General features: G+C 61.7%; 16 protein-coding genes and 4 tRNA genes. 11 read left to right on the top strand and 9 right to left on the bottom strand.

Annotated features, from left to right (window positions below):
- Position 1: 1 nt before the first annotated feature.
- From J3P86_RS22525 to yacG, 3 genes are read left to right on the top strand one after another with little or no spacing between them, the layout of a single operon-like run.
- A complete protein-coding gene (locus tag J3P86_RS22525) occupies positions 2-871 on the top strand; it encodes a prepilin peptidase (RefSeq protein ID WP_434696774.1) in 870 nt (289 codons plus the stop codon).
- Entirely contained in the window at positions 871-1,494 is a 624-nt protein-coding gene (gene coaE / locus J3P86_RS22530; protein ID WP_434698900.1) for a dephospho-CoA kinase, read from the top strand. Before J3P86_RS22525 ends, coaE begins: the two co-directional genes overlap by 1 nt.
- Positions 1,491-1,697: a DNA gyrase inhibitor YacG gene (gene yacG / locus J3P86_RS22535; RefSeq protein ID WP_434628201.1), complete on the top strand. Its 207-nt coding sequence runs from the start codon at positions 1,491-1,493 to the stop codon at positions 1,695-1,697. The genes coaE and yacG overlap by 4 nt, the downstream gene beginning before the upstream one ends.
- Positions 1,698-1,743: 46 nt before the next feature.
- Here the strand turns inward: yacG and J3P86_RS22540 are convergent, their stop codons facing one another.
- Positions 1,744-2,430, bottom strand: coding sequence for an energy-coupling factor ABC transporter permease (locus tag J3P86_RS22540; RefSeq protein ID WP_434698901.1), 687 nt, complete (start codon positions 2,428-2,430; stop codon positions 1,744-1,746).
- Between the two features lie 143 nt (positions 2,431-2,573).
- Between J3P86_RS22540 and J3P86_RS22545 the strand changes: the two genes are divergently transcribed.
- Genes J3P86_RS22545 through J3P86_RS22560 form a run of 4 tightly spaced genes read left to right on the top strand, consistent with a single transcriptional unit; the run spans position 2,574 to position 5,309 of the window.
- Entirely contained in the window at positions 2,574-3,200 is a 627-nt protein-coding gene (locus tag J3P86_RS22545) for a DUF1780 domain-containing protein (RefSeq protein ID WP_030140261.1), read from the top strand.
- Positions 3,197-3,724, top strand: coding sequence for an MOSC domain-containing protein (locus tag J3P86_RS22550; RefSeq protein ID WP_434698902.1), 528 nt, complete (start codon positions 3,197-3,199; stop codon positions 3,722-3,724). The genes J3P86_RS22545 and J3P86_RS22550 overlap by 4 nt, the downstream gene beginning before the upstream one ends.
- Positions 3,725-3,776: 52 nt before the next feature.
- Entirely contained in the window at positions 3,777-3,950 is a 174-nt protein-coding gene (locus J3P86_RS22555; RefSeq protein WP_076386361.1) for a DUF3094 family protein, read from the top strand.
- Positions 3,951-4,010: 60 nt separating this feature from the next.
- A complete protein-coding gene (locus J3P86_RS22560; RefSeq protein ID WP_434698903.1) occupies positions 4,011-5,309 on the top strand; it encodes an NAD(P)/FAD-dependent oxidoreductase in 1,299 nt (432 codons plus the stop codon).
- Positions 5,310-5,447: 138 nt separating this feature from the next.
- Here the strand turns inward: J3P86_RS22560 and J3P86_RS22565 are convergent, their stop codons facing one another.
- The 8 genes from J3P86_RS22565 to rluD all read right to left on the bottom strand — a co-directional run bounded on the left by J3P86_RS22565 (position 5,448) and on the right by rluD (position 12,336).
- Positions 5,448-7,073, bottom strand: a complete 1,626-nt coding sequence (locus J3P86_RS22565; protein WP_434628188.1) for a methyl-accepting chemotaxis protein — start codon at positions 7,071-7,073, stop codon at positions 5,448-5,450.
- Positions 7,074-7,228: 155 nt separating this feature from the next.
- A tRNA-Pro gene (locus tag J3P86_RS22570) sits at positions 7,229-7,305 on the bottom strand.
- A 94-nt stretch (positions 7,306-7,399) separates the two neighbouring features.
- Positions 7,400-7,475, bottom strand: a tRNA-Lys gene (locus tag J3P86_RS22575).
- A gap of 5 nt (positions 7,476-7,480) precedes the next feature.
- Positions 7,481-7,557, bottom strand: a tRNA-Pro gene (locus J3P86_RS22580).
- A gap of 7 nt (positions 7,558-7,564) precedes the next feature.
- Positions 7,565-7,640, bottom strand: a tRNA-Asn gene (locus J3P86_RS22585).
- Between the two features lie 315 nt (positions 7,641-7,955).
- Complete coding sequence (gene clpB, locus J3P86_RS22590) at positions 7,956-10,520, bottom strand: ATP-dependent chaperone ClpB (protein WP_181290028.1); 2,565 nt, start codon at positions 10,518-10,520, stop codon at positions 7,956-7,958.
- 131 nt (positions 10,521-10,651) lie between these two features.
- Positions 10,652-11,377, bottom strand: coding sequence for a peptidoglycan editing factor PgeF (gene pgeF, locus J3P86_RS22595; RefSeq protein ID WP_434698904.1), 726 nt, complete (start codon positions 11,375-11,377; stop codon positions 10,652-10,654).
- The gene (gene rluD, locus J3P86_RS22600) at positions 11,374-12,336 is read right to left on the bottom strand and encodes a 23S rRNA pseudouridine(1911/1915/1917) synthase RluD (protein WP_434571746.1); all 963 of its coding nucleotides are present in this window, start codon (positions 12,334-12,336) and stop codon (positions 11,374-11,376) included. The genes pgeF and rluD overlap by 4 nt, the downstream gene beginning before the upstream one ends.
- Positions 12,337-12,486: 150 nt before the next feature.
- Between rluD and J3P86_RS22605 the strand changes: the two genes are divergently transcribed.
- From J3P86_RS22605 to J3P86_RS22620, 4 genes are all read left to right on the top strand, one after another.
- Positions 12,487-13,503: an outer membrane protein assembly factor BamD gene (locus J3P86_RS22605; RefSeq protein ID WP_305498735.1), complete on the top strand. Its 1,017-nt coding sequence runs from the start codon at positions 12,487-12,489 to the stop codon at positions 13,501-13,503.
- A 124-nt stretch (positions 13,504-13,627) separates the two neighbouring features.
- Positions 13,628-13,861 carry a PP0621 family protein gene (locus tag J3P86_RS22610; RefSeq protein WP_434601868.1) on the top strand — a complete coding sequence of 78 codons (234 nt, stop codon included), beginning with the start codon at positions 13,628-13,630 and terminating at the stop codon, positions 13,859-13,861.
- On the top strand, positions 13,851-15,440 hold the full coding sequence (locus J3P86_RS22615) for a two-component system sensor histidine kinase NtrB (RefSeq protein ID WP_434698905.1): 1,590 nt from the start codon (positions 13,851-13,853) through the stop codon (positions 15,438-15,440). Before J3P86_RS22610 ends, J3P86_RS22615 begins: the two co-directional genes overlap by 11 nt.
- Positions 15,437-16,783 (top strand): sigma-54-dependent transcriptional regulator, encoded by a 1,347-nt coding sequence (locus J3P86_RS22620; protein WP_434698907.1) that lies wholly within the window; start codon positions 15,437-15,439, stop codon positions 16,781-16,783. Before J3P86_RS22615 ends, J3P86_RS22620 begins: the two co-directional genes overlap by 4 nt.
- Positions 16,784-16,861 lie beyond the last annotated feature (78 nt).

Raw genomic sequence — 16,861 nt, forward strand, 5'->3', positions numbered from 1 at the left:
CATGCCCCTGAGCGAATTTTTCGTGCTTTACCCGCTGGCCTTCGTACTGACAGCGCTGCTGCTCGGGTTGATCATTGGCAGCTTTCTCAACGTGCTGGTGTGGCGCCTGCCGAAGATGCTCGATCGCGAATGGCGCCTGCAAGCCCAGGACTTGCTCGGCCTGCAGGCCGACGCCCCCGGTCCGGTCTACAACCTGATGCTGCCCCACTCCCAGTGTCCCCATTGTGGCCATCGCATCCGCGCCTGGGAAAATATTCCGCTGTTGAGCTACCTGATGTTGCGCGGCCGCTGTTCCAGCTGCGCCGTGCCCATCGGCAAGCGCTACCCGCTGACCGAACTGGCCTGTGGCGTCCTGTCGGCATTCATTGCCTGGCATTTCGGCTTCGGCTGGCAGGCCGCCATGGCGATGCTGCTGAGCTGGGGCCTGCTGTCCATGAGCCTGATCGACGCCGAGCACCAGTTGCTGCCCGATTCCCTGGTGCTGCCATTGTTATGGCTGGGCTTGATTGTCAACAGCTTCGGGCTGTTCGTCTCGCTGAACCAGGCATTGTGGGGGGCGGTGGCCGGCTATCTGGCGCTGTGGTCGGTGTTCTGGGTCTTCAAGCTGCTGACCGGGAAAGAAGGCATGGGCTACGGCGACTTCAAGCTGCTGGCGATGCTCGGTGCCTGGGGCGGCTGGCAGATCCTGCCGCTGACGCTGCTACTGTCGTCGCTGGTGGGCGCCATTATCGGCGTCATTGTGCTGCGCACGCGCGGCGCGCCGACGTCGACCCAGATCCCGTTCGGACCTTATCTGGCGATTGCCGGCTGGATTGCCTTGCTCTGGGGTGGTCAAATAACCGACTTCTATTGGCAGTCAGTCGGTTTCTAATGAACAGCTCTGCGAAAAAACCCTGGATCCTCGGCCTGACCGGTGGCATCGGCAGCGGCAAGAGTGCGGCGGCCGAGCACTTCATCGACCTGGGTGTGCACGTCATCGACGCCGACCATGCGGCGCGCTGGGTCGTTGAGCCCGGGCGCCCGGCGCTGGAAAAGATCAGCGAACACTTCGGCCCTGGTGTATTGCAGGCAGACGGTACGCTCGATCGGGCAGCACTGCGCAGGCTCATCTTCGAAAATGCCGAGGAACGCCGCTGGCTGGAGGCATTGCTGCATCCGCTGATCGCCGAAGAAATCGTCCATCACCTGGGCCAGGCGCAATCGCCGTACGCGATTCTGGTATCGCCACTGCTGATCGAATCCGGGCAGTACGCGATGACCCAGCGGATCCTGGTGATCGACGCTCCGGAACAATTGCAGATCGAACGCACCTTGCAGCGCGACCAGACCAGCGAACAGCAAGTCCAGGCGATCCTCAAAGCCCAATCCAGTCGCCAGGACCGTCTGAGCAATGCCGACGATGTGGTGGTCAACGACCGCGACCTCGCCTGGCTGCACAGCGAGGTCGAACGCCTGCATCACTTCTACCTTACTTTGCGTGGAGGCCAACCATGAGCCAAACCCCAACCGTTGATTGCCCAACCTGCGGCGCCCCTGTCGAATGGACCTCGGAAAGCAAATTCCGGCCGTTCTGCTCCGATCGCTGCAAGCTGATCGACCTGGGCGCCTGGGCGTCGGAGGAACACAAGATCCCGGTCGCACCGGATGCCGAGGATGAATTGTTCAGCGAAGACTTCAACCCTCGCTCCCATCACTAGGTTTCCATAGCATGAGGGCCTGAAGGCGGTGCAGCCTTGAAGTGAATCAAGGCTTGTCGTCATCGTTCCAGGGGGCCGACAGGTAGCGCGTACGGTTGAAGGTTTCCAGCCATTCGGGGCTGAACACCACCAGCGCGCTGACCACCATGCCGTTGATGAAGGCCTCGGGAAAGATCATCAGCCAGAGATAGCCGATGAAATCCTCCAGCCAATAAGGCATCGCGAAAATGCCGTCATGCCACAGCAGGCCAAGCCCCACCAGCAGGCACGCCAGCGCCGACAGGGCGGCGGCGAGGAATCCCGAACAGAAGATATACACGAACAGATTGCGCGGCTGGGCACGCTCCACCAGTATCGCGCAGCATTCCGTGACCAGTACCGGCAGGAGAACCAGCAGCGCGCCATTGACCCCGACGGCCATCATGTCCTGGCGCCCCAACAGCACCAGCGCAAGCTGGGCAAATAACCCGCCAAGGATCGCCAGCGGCCAGTCCAGCAACAAGGTGACGGCGGTCAGGCCAATGAAGTGGTACGAGACCCCCGTATCGAAATCCCGTCGCACCATCCACAACATGAACAGCGCGAATACCGTGCCGAACAGCAGGTGCTGGCGGCGAATGTCGGTAAACAGCTCGACCCACGGTGCCTTCGCCACCGCCCAGGCCAACACCGGCACGTAGATCAGCCAGCCAACCGCCAGGGTCTGCGAGGAGAGCAACTCGGCACCGATCATCGACGTACTCCTTTGGCGTGCCCCTGCATCAGAGACTCCATGATCGCCCTGAGATTCAAGCCGGCAGTCTACACCCCCGCCCGACCGCGATTAATCAACGCAACGCTTTCGGCTTGTCGTAATTGGACGCTAAGCTTGGGCTCATGGATGATTCCGATTATTTACGCTTGTTGACCATCGCGGCCGAGCAAGCCAACGCCTTTCTCTCCAATGCCCGCAAATGGGAGCGTGAGCGTTGGGTCTGCCAGCGCCTGCTGCAAGGGCTCAACGTGCCCTATCGAGCCGATGAGTTCGCGCCCGCCGGGGAGCCGCCGGACGTGTTGTTTCGCGACGCCAATTTCGAAGTGTTTTTTGTCCTCGATGAAGGCCGTCGTCTCAATGATGAATGGCGCGACGAACTGCAACGCCGCCGTAGCGCCTTTTCCCTAAGCCAACTGGTGCGTCGCGAGGCCAAGCCAAGACGGATTCCGGCCAACGAGTTCCTGATGAGACTGGCCCCGACCCTGCGCAAGAAAGCCCATAACTACACCGAGCGCGGCATGGACCTGGGGGAGCTGGATATCATTGCTTTCGCCAGCCTCAAGCGCGAAGTCCTCGACCTCAACAGCCATTTCCCGCCGCCTACCGAGTACCTGCGCCAAGGGTGGCGCTCGTTGTCGCTGGTGGGCCCGACCTTTGCCCGCGTGCTGTTCGCCCATCCCGATGCACCCGACTTCCTGCGGGGCAACCTGGGCCGCAGCATCGTCTTCGATGTGGGGATCAGCCTTTGAGCCCGTTACAGGAACTGATCGCCGCCGTGCCGCAGCGGGGCCGGGTACGCTGGATCGGCGTGCGCCCCGCAGGGCATGCACCGATGATCGAGCTGGACGCCGTCGAGGCACGACTGGAAGCCGGCCTGACCGGCGATCACGCTCGCCCAGGCGTGCGTAATGCGCGGCAAGTGACGTTGATCCAATGGGAACACCTGGCCGTGATCAGCTCGCTGATGGGCCGTCCCGAGGAACAACCGGTGCGTCCCGAGGAGCTGCGCCGCAACATTGTGGTCAGCGGCATCAACCTGTTCAGCCTCAAGGGCCGGCGTTTTCGCATCGGCCAGGCGATCTTCGAAACCACCGGCTGGTGCCAACCCTGCGCGCGACTTGAGCGAAATCTTGGCGAAGGCACGTTCCAGGCCGTACGCGGCCATGGCGGAATCACCGCCCGGGTGTTAAAAAGTGGAATCGTTCGCCTGGACGACAGCCTGATCGTCGAGCCCGTCCCGGCAACCGGCTACGCTGCTTTTAATGCCGGATAGCCGGACGCTGTAACGTCTGCACCTTTCGCAACGTCTACCTGACGAGGCCTTTATGACCAGTCGCCTGAACCCAGAAGACCAGAAGCATGTCGAAGAGTACCTGCAACTGTCCCAGCACCGAGTCGAGCGCCGGCCTTTCCGGCCGTGGATGCTCCTGGTGGTGGTGCTGGCCATCACGATTGGCCTGGGCCTGTTGAGCCGATTGATCAGTTACCTGACGCTATGAGCCGATTGATGCTCGCGCGGGTAACGGCACCGAATTCCTTTAGCCTTGCGAGATATCCCTATGACTCATCGTATTGTCATCGTTGGCGGCGGCGCCGGCGGTCTGGAGTTGGCTACCCGTCTGGGTAAGACTCTGGGCAAGCGTGGCACGGCCAGTGTGATGCTGGTCGACGCGAACCTGACCCACATCTGGAAACCCTTGCTGCACGAAGTGGCCGCCGGTTCCCTGAATTCTTCCGAAGACGAACTCAACTATGTCGCCCAGGCGAAATGGAACCACTTCGAGTTCCAGCTCGGGCGCATGAGCGGCCTGGACCGTGAGCGCAAGCGCATCCAGTTGGCCGCCACCTACGACGAAGCAGGCCTGGAGTTGTTGCCGGCCCGCGAGCTGGGCTACGACACGCTGGTGATCGCGGTCGGTAGCACCACCAATGATTTTGGCACCGACGGCGCGGCGCAGCATTGCCTGTTCCTCGACACTCGCAAACAGGCCGAGCGCTTCCATCAGCAGTTGCTGCACCACTATCTGCGCGCCCATGCCGGGCAGACTGACGTGGTCGAGCGCATCAGCGTCGCGATTGTCGGCGCGGGCGCCACCGGTGTCGAACTGGCAGCCGAGCTGCATAACGCCGCCCACGAGTTGCACGCTTATGGCCTCGACCGGATCAAACCGGAAAACATGCACATCACTCTGATCGAGGCCGGTCCGCGGGTCTTGCCGGCGCTGCCGGAGCGGATCGGCGGGCCGGTGCACAGGACCCTGGAAAAACTCGGGGTCAAGGTCATGACCAACGCGGCCGTCAGCCAAGTGACCGCCGACAGCCTGATCACTGCGGATGGCAAAGTCATCGACGCGAGCCTGAAAGTCTGGGCCGCCGGGATTCGCGCGCCGGAGTTCCTCAAGGACATCGACGGCCTGGAGACCAACCGGATCAATCAGTTGCAGGTGCTGCCTACACTCCAGACCACCCGCGACGAGAATATCTTCGCCTTTGGCGACTGCGCCGCCTGCCCGCAACCGGACAGCGACCGCAACGTTCCGCCCCGCGCCCAGGCCGCGCACCAGCAGGCCTCGCTGTTGGCGAAATCGCTGAAGCTGCGGATCGAAGGCAAGGCCTTGCCTGACTACAAATACACCGACTACGGCTCGCTGATCTCACTGTCGCGCTTCTCGGCAGTCGGCAACCTGATGGGCAACCTCACCGGCAGCGTGATGCTTGAGGGCTGGCTGGCGCGGATGTTCTACGTGTCGCTGTACCGCATGCATCAGATGGCGCTTTACGGCATGTTCCGCACGGCGATGCTGATGCTGGGCAGCAAGATAGGGCGTGGGACCGAGCCTCGGTTGAAGTTGCATTGAGCCAGCGGAACCGAGGTTGAATGATCCACCGCTATCGCGAGCAGGCTCGCTCCCACAGTTGATCATGGTCAATCCTGTGGGAGCGAGCCTGCTCGCGAAGACGGCAGTGCAGCCAAACCCGATCCAAGCGGCGACCGATCAAACCTGAAACCGCTGCACCATCGTGCGCAGCGAGTTCGCCAACTGCGAAAGTTCATGGCTGGACGCGCTGGTCTGGTCGGCCCCAGTGGCCGAGCGCACGGACAAATCACGAATATTGACCAGGTTGCGATCCACCTCGCGGGCCACCTGCGCCTGCTCTTCGGCGGCGCTGGCGATCACCAGGTTGCGCTCGTGGATCTGATGCACCGACGCCGTAATGGTTTGCAGCGCCTCCCCCGCGCGCTCGGCCATTGCCAGGGTACTGGCCGCACGGCTGGAGCTGGCCTGCATGGAATCCAGGGCCTGGGTGGCACCGCTGCGCATGCCTTGGACCATCTGCTCGATTTCCTGGGTCGATTGCTGCGTGCGATAGGCCAATGCCCGGACTTCGTCGGCGACGACGGCAAAACCACGGCCGCTCTCTCCCGCCCGCGCCGCTTCGATGGCCGCGTTGAGCGCCAACAGGTTGGTCTGCTCGGCAATAGCCCGGATCACATCCAGCACCTTGCCGATGTCCTGGGACTGGCTGGCCAGGGATTGCACCAGACCGCCGGTGATTTGCACATCGCTGGCGAGGGCGCTGATCGCGTTGACGGTATCGCTGACCCGTTCCTGGCCCAACATCGCCGACTCGCTGGATTGGCGTGTCGCATCGGAGGTGGACACCGCGTTGCGCGCGACCTCTTCCACGGCGGTAGTCATTTCGGTGACCGCAGTGGCGGCCTGCTCGATTTCGTTGTTCTGCTGTTGCAGGCTTTGAGTACTGTCGAGCGTGACGGCGTTCAATTCATCGGCAGCGGTCGCCAGTTGCGTCGCCGAGCCGCTGATGCCCAGCAGGGTTTGCCGAAGGTTCTGCTGCATGGTGGCCAACGCCTTGAGCAGGCGACTCACTTCATCATTGCCATGGGTCTCGATCGGCCGGGTCAGGTCACCGCGGGCCACACTCTCCGCGGCAGTCAGCGCCTCGCCCAGCGGCTTGACGATACTGCGGGTCAGCAACATTGCCAGGACCACCGTGGCCAGAGCCGCCAGCACCACGAACAGACTGACGATCATCCGCGAGTTGACGTAGTGCTCCTGGGATTTCTGGCTCTCGATGGACACCTGTTTGGAAAACAGTTGCGCAAGGTCGTTGAGCTGCTTGCCCGAGCCATCCACCACGGTTTTCATGTCCACCAGCAACAACTTGATCAATTCATCCCGCCGCCCCTGCTCCGCCAGGGTGAATGACTGGGCGATCCCCGCGCGGTAGGCGGTGAAGGTCTGCTTGAACTGCTCGTAGAGCGCCTTGCCTTCCGGTGTCACCACAAGCTTGTCGTAACTGGCAATTTTCTCGCTCAGTTCCTTGTCGCGGGTATCCATCTGTCCGCGATACACCGGGATGTTCTTCGGGTCTTCATCCAGGGCCATGCGCAGGGAAATGGTGCGGATGCGCAACATCAATTCGCGGATCTCGTCGCCGCCCCGGATGCTCGGCAGCCATTGGGTTTCCACCGCGACCTCGCTGTCGCGAATACTCGACATCTGCCCCAGCGCAAATACGCCGAGCAGCGCCACCAGCACGGCGATCAAGGCGAAACCCAGCGCGGCACGGGGGGCGATATTCAACTGACGAAGAAACATAACGGGCGCCTTTTCTTGTTATCGGCCTGAAGAGAGGGCGATCGTTCATGCCCCTGTCGGCGGGTTATCGGCAAGTTGTATGATGACTTGAAGGGAAGAGGCTTTCCGGCGGGCAAAAAAAATCCCCGTATCTTTCGATACGAGGATTTTTAATATGGTCGGGGTAAGGGGATTCGAACTCCTGACATCCTGCTCCCAAAGCAGGCGCGCTACCGGACTGCGCTATACCCCGGTAAAAAAAAGGCGACCTTCGCAAGTCGCCTTCCTCGATCAGCGCTTTTGGCCTCTGATCTTAAGATTCGATTCCAGCGAACTGGTTTCAAAAATGGTGGGTCGTGTGGGATTCGAACCTACGACCAATTGGTTAAAAGCCAACTGCTCTACCAACTGAGCTAACGACCCAAATATGGTCGGGGTAAGGGGATTCGAACTCCTGACATCCTGCTCCCAAAGCAGGCGCGCTACCGGACTGCGCTATACCCCGATTGAAATGGCTCCGTGACCAGGACTCGAACCTGGGACCCAATGATTAACAGTCATTTGCTCTACCGACTGAGCTATCACGGAACTGATATTTCAAGTTACTGCTATTTACCGCTACAGCGTTGAAGCTTGCTGCAACCTCTTCGACCCGTTTGCATCGCTGCGTTCGTGTGTCTGAGGCGCGCTATTCTACAATCTTCAACACCTCTGTCAACCCCTTAAATTGCTTTCAAGACAATGATTTGCAACTTATTTTGGATTCCTTCTCAGTGAGAAGTCGCCCTTGGGGTGACGTACTGCGGGGCGCACTTTACAAGCCTTTTCCTTTGAGTTCAACGGCCTGATGAAAAAAATGGCCTCGCCAGGCGAGGCCATTTCAATCACTGGCTGTTGCGGCTTTCAGTTGAAGACGATCTCGTCGTTTTCCACGGTGCCGGTCACGGTTTCGCCGGGCATGAAGCGGCCGGACAGAATCAACTGCGCCAACGGGTTTTCGATCCAGCGCTGGATGGCCCGTTTCAGCGGCCGTGCGCCATAGACCGGGTCGTAACCCACCGCGATCAGCTTGTCCAACGCCTCGTCGCTCAGTTGCAGCTTCAACTCACGCTCGGTGAGACGGCTGCGCAGGCGACCCAGCTGGATCTCGGTAATACCGGCGATCTGATCACGGGCCAGCGGCTCGAAGATCACCACTTCATCCACCCGGTTGATGAACTCGGGACGGAAGTGCGTGGAAATCGCGTCCATCACCGCAGCGCGTTGCGCCTCGCGATCGCCGACCAGTTCCTGGATCTGCGTCGAGCCCAGGTTGGAGGTCATCACGATCACCGTGTTGCGAAAATCCACCGTACGGCCGTGGCTGTCAGTCAGGCGACCGTCCTCAAGGACCTGCAAGAGGATGTTGAACACATCCGGGTGGGCCTTCTCGACCTCATCGAGCAGGATCACCGAGTAGGGTTTACGCCGCACGGCCTCGGTCAGGTAGCCGCCCTCTTCGTAGCCGACATAGCCTGGCGGCGCACCGATCAAGCGGGCCACGGAGTGTTTCTCCATGAACTCGGACATGTCGATGCGCACCATGGCCTCTTCGGTGTCGAAGAGGAATTCGGCCAGCGCCTTGCACAGCTCGGTCTTGCCCACGCCGGTCGGGCCGAGGAACATGAACGAGCCGCTCGGACGGTTAGGGTCCGACAACCCGGCACGGGACCGACGCACGGCGTTGGAGACCGCCACCACGGCTTCTTCCTGGCCGATCACGCGCTGGTGCAACAGGCTTTCCATCTTCAGCAGCTTGTCGCGCTCGCCTTCGAGCATTTTCGACACGGGAATGCCGGTCCACTTGGAAACCACCTCGGCGATTTCCTCTTCGGTGACCTTGCTACGTAGCAGCTGGTTTTCGCTCTTGCCGTGCTGGTCGACCATCTGCAGGCTGCGCTCAAGGTCCGGGATCACCCCGTATTGCAGCTCGGCCATGCGGTTCAGATCGCCCTTGCGGCGGGCCGCTTCGAGTTCCTGGCGAGACTGCTCGATCTTCTGCTGGATCTGCGCCGAGCCCTGGACTTCGGCTTTCTCCGAATTCCAGATTTCTTCGAGATCGGAATACTCGCGCTCGTGCCGGACGATTTCTTCCTGCAACCTTTCCAGGCGTTTCTTCGCGGCCTCGTCACTCTCTTTTTTCAGGGCCTGGGACTCGACCTTGAGCTGAATCAAGCGCCGCTCCAGACGATCCAGTACCTCAGGCTTGGAATCGATTTCCATGCGGATGCGGCTGGCGGCCTCGTCAATCAGGTCGATGGCCTTGTCCGGCAATTGCCGGTCAGTGATATAGCGGTGGCTGAGCTTCGCTGCCGCGATGATCGCGCCGTCGGTGATCGCCACCTTGTGGTGAACCTCGTAGCGCTCCTTCAGGCCGCGCAAGATCGCGATGGTGTCTTCTTCGCTCGGCTCCTCCACCAGCACCTTCTGGAAGCGCCGTTCCAGGGCCGCGTCTTTCTCGATGTACTGGCGGTATTCGTTGAGCGTGGTCGCGCCAACGCAATGCAACTCACCACGGGCCAGCGCAGGCTTGAGCATATTGCCGGCGTCCATCGAGCCCTCGCCCTTGCCGGCCCCGACCATGGTGTGCAATTCGTCGATGAACAGAATGATCTGCCCTTCCTGCTTCGACAGTTCATTGAGCAAGGCCTTGAGCCGTTCCTCGAATTCGCCGCGGTACTTGGCGCCAGCGATCAGCGCCCCCATGTCGAGGGACAGCAAGCGCTTGCCCCGCAGGCCGTCAGGCACTTCGCCATTGATGATGCGCTGGGCCAGGCCCTCGGCGATGGCGGTCTTGCCCACGCCAGGTTCACCGATCAGCACCGGGTTGTTCTTGGTACGGCGCTGCAGGACCTGGATAGTGCGGCGAATTTCATCGTCACGGCCGATCACCGGGTCAAGCTTGCCTTCCTCTGCGCGCTTGGTCAGGTCGACGGTGTACTTGTCCAGCGCCTGGCGCGCTTCCTCGTGGTTGGGGTCGTTGACCGCATCGCCACCACGCAGGTTGTTGATGGCATTTTCCAGGGCTTTCTTGCTCACGCCCTGGCCGAGCAGCAACTTGCCCAGCTTGCTGTTCTCGTCCATCGCGGCGAGCAGCACCAGTTCGCTGGAAATGAACTGGTCGCCCTTCTGTTGGGCCAGGCGATCGGCCTGGTTGAGCAGCCGCGCCAGATCCTGGGACATGTTCACGTCACCGGTCGGATTCTGGATCTTGGGCAGTTGGTCGAGTTCTTTGGCCAACTCTTTGCGCAGGCTGTTGACGTCAAAGCCCACCTGCATCAGCAGTGGCTTGATGGAACCGCCTTGCTGTTCGAGCATGGCCTGCATCAAGTGCGCCGGTTCGATGCCGGGATGGTCCAGGCCGACGGCCAGGGATTGGGCATCGGACAAGGCCAATTGCAGTTTGCTGGTTAAACGATCAATACGCATGGGTCACCTTCCTAATGAGCAGGCCGGACCTGAAAAAACATCCTGAATGAAGAAACCTGCCAGATACCGCTATAGATGTGGCCGATTCTGGAAGATTCAAGCAGTGCGCTGTTGATGCAGATCAGCAGAGTCTAGCGTTCAAGCCAGATCAGGGAAGCGAAGCGACCGGTGCGGGCGTTGCGACGGTAGGAAAAGAAGCGCGGATCGGTCACGGTGCACAGGCCGCCACCGTACACGGCGGTGACGCCGCGAGCCGCGAGACGCAGGCGCGCCAGCGCATAGATATCCGCCAGGTACTTCCCGGCATTGTGGCTGGGCATGAAGGCTTGTTGCGACTCGGGCAGTTGCGCAACAAAAACCTCACGCACCTCAGGCCCCACTTCGAACGCTTGCGGGCCGATGGCCGGGCCGAGCCAGGCGAGGATTTCTTCGGCCGGTACTTGCAGACGATCAAGGGTGGCTTCCAGGACTCCGTTGGCCAGCCCGCGCCAACCGGCATGGGCTGCCGCGACATGGGTGCCGGCGTGGTTACAGAACAATACAGGCAGGCAATCGGCCGTCATTGCCGCGCAGGCGATACCCGGCGTGGCGGTCCAGCAGGCATCGGCGACAGCCACCTCGACCGGGTCAGCTTCGACCACCTCGATACCGTGGACCTGCTGCAACCAGGCCGGACGCATGGCGAAACGATCGGTGAGGCGACGACGGTTTTCGGCGACGGCCGCAGGCTCATCGCCCACATGGTCGCCGAGGTTGAGGCTGTCGAACGGCGCCAGGCTGACGCCGCCCTCGCGGGTGGTGACACAGGCCTTGACCCGGGCCGGCGCGGGCCAGTCGGGTATCAGCCAGTCACTCATCCGATGAACGCCTCGCGATCCTGCTTGAGCAGCGTCAGCAGCCAGACGAAGTCATCCGGCAACGGCGATTCCCAGCTCATGCGCTTACCGGTCGTCGGGTGGTCCAGCTCCAGGAAGCGCGCGTGCAGCGCCTGGCGCGGGAAGTTTTTCAACGATTCGACCATGGTCTGGCTCGCGGCCGGCGGAATGCGGAAACGACCGCCATAGGCCGGGTCGCCCACCAGTGGGAAGTTGATATGGGACATATGCACGCGAATCTGGTGGGTCCGGCCGGTTTCCAGCTTGACCCGCACATGCGTGTGCGAACGAAAACGCTCCAGCACGCGGTAATGGCTGACCGCCTGCTTGCCACCCTCCATCACCGCCATGCGCTGGCGCTGCTGGCCGTGACGGCCGATCGGTGCGTTGATCTTGCCACCGGCGGTGACCACGCCGATCACGATGCATTCATAGATGCGGCTGACGCTGCGGCTTTGCAGCTGTGTGACCAGCTGTGTCTGCGCCTGGATGGTCTTGGCGACCACCATCAGGCCGGTGGTGTCCTTGTCCAGGCGGTGCACGATCCCGGCGCGGGGCACATTGATGATGTCCGGCACATGGTGCAGCAAGGCGTTGAGCAGGGTGCCATCGGCGTGACCGGCCGCCGGGTGGACCACCAGGCCCGCGGGCTTGTTGATCACCAGGATGTCGTCGTCTTCGTAGACGATGTCCAGGGCAATATCCTGGGCGACCCATTCTCCCTGGGCCTCCTGCTCGGCGGTCAGTTCGAGGATGGCGCCGCCATGGACGATGTCGCGCGGACGGATCACCGCCCCGTCCACTGTCAGGCGACCGTCCTTGATCCAGGCGGAAAGGCGCGAGCGCGAGTGCTCGGCGAAGAGTTGGGCGGCGACTTGATCGAGGCGTTGGCCGCCCAATTCGGACGGCACCTCTGCGCGAAGTTCTATTTTATCGGACATGCTCGGACTGGGCGTCGGCACAGCCTTTGGTTTCGGCTGCGCGCTTGTGGTTAAATACGGCGTCTTTTGCCCCGAGGCTTTCAACGGGGCGCTCATCATAACAGGACGGCCCCGCCCAAGACAGCGGCCGTCATAGGGACGCAAGCCGCCATGCAAGTGAAACACCTGCTGCTGATCGCCATCCTCGCATTGACTGCTGCTTGCTCGTCGAAGGAAGTCGTAGACGAAAACCTGAGCGAAGTCGAACTGTACCAACAGGCGCAGAACGACCTGGATAACAACAGCTATACCAGCGCCACCGCCAAGCTCAAGGCGTTGGAGTCGCGGTATCCGTTCGGTCGCTACGCCGACCAGGCGCAGCTGGAACTGATCTACGCCAACTACAAGAACGCCGAGCCGGAAGCTGCCAAGTCCGCCGCCGAGCGTTTCATTCGTCTGCACCCGCAGCACCCGAACGTCGATTACGCTTACTACCTCAAGGGCCTGACCTCCTTCGACCAGGACGTCGGCCTGCTGGCGCGCTTCCTGCCGCTGGACATGACCAAGCGTGACCCGGGCGCCGCGCGCGACTCCTACAACGAGTTCGCCCAGCTGACCAGCCGCTTCCCCAACAGCCGCTATTCGCCTGATGCCAAGCAGCGCATGATCTACCTGCGCAACCTGCTGGCGTCCTACGAAATCCACGTGGCTGACTACTATCTGACCCGCCAGGCCTACGTCGCCGCCGCCAACCGTGGCCGCTACGTGGTGGAAAACTTCCAGGAAACCCCATCGGTTGGCGACGGCCTGGCTGTCATGACCGAAGCCTACCAGCGCCTGCACCTGGATGACCTCGCGGCCACCAGCCTGGAAACGCTGAAGCTGAACTACCCCGATCACCCATCGCTGGTCGATGGCCAGTTCACCCCGCGGGTCGATGAAGCCGACAACCGTTCGTGGCTGAGCAAGGCGACCCTCGGCCTGATCGAATCCCGTCCGCCGCTGCCGCCGGGCGAAACCCGCGCCAACCAGGACGTCCAGCGCCAGTTCCAGGACGCCAAGGAAGCCATTCCGAACGAGCTCAAGCCCAAGGACGAAAATGGCGACGTGATCGAAGAAGAAGAGCCGGAAAGCGAATCCAGCGATCGCTCCTGGTTCAGCTACATGACCTTCGGCATGTTCGACTGAAAGCCAAGGCACCATAAAAAGGGAGACCCTGGGTCTCCCTTTTTCATGCCTGCATTTTATTGCGCTGTGCGCCGTTCCTGTCCTTGGCTAAACTGCCTGATCTCTAGCCAAAAAGCCGCCCATCATGCTTCGTTTACTGTTCTGGATCGCCCTGATTGCCGCCGCGATATGGTTGTGGCGCAAGTTCAAGGCAACCTCCGCCACATCGAACACCTCGCGTGACCATGACGCGCGCCCGATGGTGCGTTGCGCCCAGTGCGGGGTGCACCTGCCGCGCGACCGGGCGCTGGCCCTCGACCAACAATGGTATTGCAGCCAGGCTCACCTCGAGCAAGGCCCGGGTACTCGTGATCGCTGAGGCCTCGCGTCCCCGCGTCAAACAGGCGCAGCGTCTGCTGCGCCTCTATCACCTGTACCGCCTGAGCATCGGCATCACCCTGGTGCTGCTGATCACCAGCAACATGGACAACCGGCTGCTGGAGTTCGCCAACGACGACCTGCTGCGCAGCGGCAGCTGGTTGTATCTGGTGCTGAACATCCTGCTGGTGGTGTTCCTTGAAAATACGCGTCGCCCAGCCCGGCTGTTCGGGCTGGCGCTCACCGACGTATTGCTGCTGTCGTGGCTGTTCTTCGTCGCGGGTGGCGCCCCCAGCGCCATCGGCAACCTGATCATTGTCTCGGTAGCCATCGGCAACACCTTGCTGAAGGGGCGCATCGGCCTGCTGATCGCTGCCGTCGCCACCCTTGGCATCGTCGGCTCGACATTTGTCCTCGGCCTCAGCGACGCGAGCCGCCCCAGCAGCTATCTACAGGCAGGCACCCTGGGCGCCTTGTGTTTCGCCGCCGCTTTGCTGGTGCAAGGCCTGACCCGACGCCTGGAAGCCAGCGAAACCCTGGCCGAGCAACGGGCCAGCGAAGTGCTCAGCCTCGAAGCGCTCAACGCCTTGATCCTGCAACGCATGCGCACCGGCATCCTGGTGCTTGATCACCAGCACCGGGTGCGACTGGCCAACGAAAGCGCCTTGAACCTGCTGGGCATGCACGACCTGGTCGGCCAGCATATAGACGATTATTCCAGCGCCCTGGTCGAACGGCTGCAATCGTGGCGGAACAACCCCAGCCTGCGCGCGCAAAGCCTGACCATCAGCGGCACCGGCCTGACGCTGCAACCCAGCTTCATCGCCCTCGGCCCTCAGGATCAGCAGCAGATCCTGGTATTTCTCGAAGACCTGGCCCAAGTGGCCCAACATGCCCAGCAACTGAAACTCGCCTCCCTCGGGCGCCTCACCGCGGGTATTTCCCATGAAATCCGCAACCCTCTGGGCGCCATCAGCCACGCCGCGCAATTGCTCGGTGAATCCGAGGAACTGAACAACGCCGACCGACGTCTGACGCAGATTATTCAAGACCACTCCCTACGAATGAATCGCGTCATCGAAAACGTCCTGCAGCTGTCCCGCCGCCAGCAAACCGCGCCGCAACGCCTGGATTTACGCACATGGCTGGAGCAATTCGCCCTGCGGACCCGGGAAAACGCGGCCGAACCCCAGCGATTGCACCTGAGCATCGACCCGGGCGACTACATCACACTCATGGACCCCGACCAACTGGCCCAGGTGCTCGACAATCTGCTGCGCAACGCCTGGCGTCATAGCGCAATGGCCCATGAACAGGCCGAGGCCTGGTTGAAGCTGTTTGTCGACCCGCACAGTCAACTGGCCACGCTGGACATCATCGACAACGGCCCTGGCGTAACGCCGGAGCAGCAGGCGCACTTGTTCGAACCCTTCTTCACCACCAGCAGCCAGGGCACCGGCCTCGGGCTCTATCTGTCCCGTGAGCTGTGCGAAAGCAACCAGGCCCGCCTAGACTTCAAATCACGCCAAGGCGGCGGTTGCTTTCGCATCACCTTTGCTCACGGACGGAAACAGATTTGAATACACGCTCACGGCAACGAATCCTGATCGTCGATGACGAAACGGACATCCGCGAACTCCTGGAAATCACCCTGGGAAGGATGAAACTCGACACCCGCAGCGCCAAGAACCTCGCCGAGGCCCAAGCCCTGCTGGCAGGTGAAACCTTCGACCTGTGCCTGACCGACATGCGCCTGCCCGATGGTACCGGCCTGGAACTGGTGCAACACATCCAGCAACGCGTTCCTCAACTGCCGGTGGCGATGATCACCGCCTATGGCAGCCTGGAAGTCGCTATCGACGCGCTCAAGGCCGGCGCCTTCGACTTCCTGACCAAACCGGTCGACCTGGGGCGGCTGCGGGAGCTGATTGGCAGCGCCTTGCGCCTGTCGCCGGGTGCTGCGCCGAGTACGACCGTCGAGCGCTGCCTGTTGGGCGACTCGCCACCCATGCGCAGCGTGCGGCGACAGATTGAAAAACTCGCCCGCAGCCAGGCGCCGGTCTACATCAGCGGCGAATCAGGCTGCGGCAAGGAACTGGTGGCGCGCCTGATTCATGAACAAGGCCCTCGCTACAGCCAGGGGTTTGTGCCCGTCAATTGTGGGGCCATTCCAACGGAGTTGATGGAAAGCGAGTTTTTCGGCCATCGAAAAGGCAGCTTCACCGGCGCCATCGAAGACAAGCCCGGCCTGTTCCAGGCGGCTCACGGCGGGACCCTGTTCCTCGATGAAGTCGCCGACCTGCCGCTGGCGATGCAGGTCAAGCTGTTGCGTGCCATCCAGGAAAAAGCCGTGCGCGCGGTGGGCGGGCAACAGGAAGAAGTGGTGGATGTACGAATCCTCTGCGCCACCCACAAGGACCTCGGCGCAGAAGTCGCCGCCGGTCGCTTTCGCCAGGACTTGTATTACCGGCTGAATGTGATCGAACTGCGCGTCCCGCCCTTGCGTGAACGCCGGGAAGACATCGAGCTGCTGGCCAACCACATGCTCCAGCGCCTGGCCACCAACGCCGGCAGCCCAGTGGCGACGCTCCATCCGCAAGCCCTCAAAGCGCTGCAGAACTACCGCTTCCCGGGCAACGTGCGAGAACTGGAGAACATGCTCGAACGGGCCTACACCCTGTGCGAACACCAGCAGATCGAGGCCGATGACTTGCGTCTCGCCGAACACAGCGGGGCTGGCGAGGCGGGCAATCCGGATCTGATGCAGGTCGACAATCTGGAAGATTATCTGGAGGACGTCGAACGCAAGGTCATCCTGCAGGCCTTGGAAGAAACCCGCTGGAACCGCACCGCAGCGGCGCAGAGATTGAAGTTGTCGTTTCGGTCGATGCGGTATCGGTTGAAGAAGTTGGGGTTGGATTGAAGGCAGCGCTCATCCCGTGGCGAGGGAGCTTGCTCCCGCTCGGCTGCGCAGCAGTCGTAAAAACATCCTGCTGTTTCC

Source organism: Pseudomonas sp. D1-1 (genome assembly GCF_051132225.1).
GTDB lineage: Bacteria > Pseudomonadota > Gammaproteobacteria > Pseudomonadales > Pseudomonadaceae > Aquipseudomonas.

Bases quoted from the DNA above. Each gene is read 5' to 3' on its own strand.
- J3P86_RS22610 (WP_434601868.1), top strand. From the start codon at position 13,628: ATGCTTCGTTTACTGTTCTGGATCGCCCTGATTGCCGCCGCGATATGG.
- J3P86_RS22560 (WP_434698903.1), top strand. From the start codon at position 4,011: ATGACTCATCGTATTGTCATCGTTGGCGGCGGCGCCGGCGGTCTGGAG.
- J3P86_RS22525 (WP_434696774.1), top strand. From the start codon at position 2: ATGCCCCTGAGCGAATTTTTCGTGCTTTACCCGCTGGCCTTCGTACTG.
- J3P86_RS22540 (WP_434698901.1), bottom strand. From the start codon at position 2,430: ATGATCGGTGCCGAGTTGCTCTCCTCGCAGACCCTGGCGGTTGGCTGG.
- rluD (WP_434571746.1), bottom strand. From the start codon at position 12,336: ATGTCCGATAAAATAGAACTTCGCGCAGAGGTGCCGTCCGAATTGGGC.
- J3P86_RS22545 (WP_030140261.1), top strand. From the start codon at position 2,574: ATGGATGATTCCGATTATTTACGCTTGTTGACCATCGCGGCCGAGCAA.
- pgeF (WP_434698904.1), bottom strand. From the start codon at position 11,377: ATGAGTGACTGGCTGATACCCGACTGGCCCGCGCCGGCCCGGGTCAAG.
- yacG (WP_434628201.1), top strand. From the start codon at position 1,491: ATGAGCCAAACCCCAACCGTTGATTGCCCAACCTGCGGCGCCCCTGTC.
- clpB (WP_181290028.1), bottom strand. From the start codon at position 10,520: ATGCGTATTGATCGTTTAACCAGCAAACTGCAATTGGCCTTGTCCGAT.
- J3P86_RS22605 (WP_305498735.1), top strand. From the start codon at position 12,487: ATGCAAGTGAAACACCTGCTGCTGATCGCCATCCTCGCATTGACTGCT.
- coaE (WP_434698900.1), top strand. From the start codon at position 871: ATGAACAGCTCTGCGAAAAAACCCTGGATCCTCGGCCTGACCGGTGGC.
- J3P86_RS22555 (WP_076386361.1), top strand. From the start codon at position 3,777: ATGACCAGTCGCCTGAACCCAGAAGACCAGAAGCATGTCGAAGAGTAC.
- J3P86_RS22565 (WP_434628188.1), bottom strand. From the start codon at position 7,073: ATGTTTCTTCGTCAGTTGAATATCGCCCCCCGTGCCGCGCTGGGTTTC.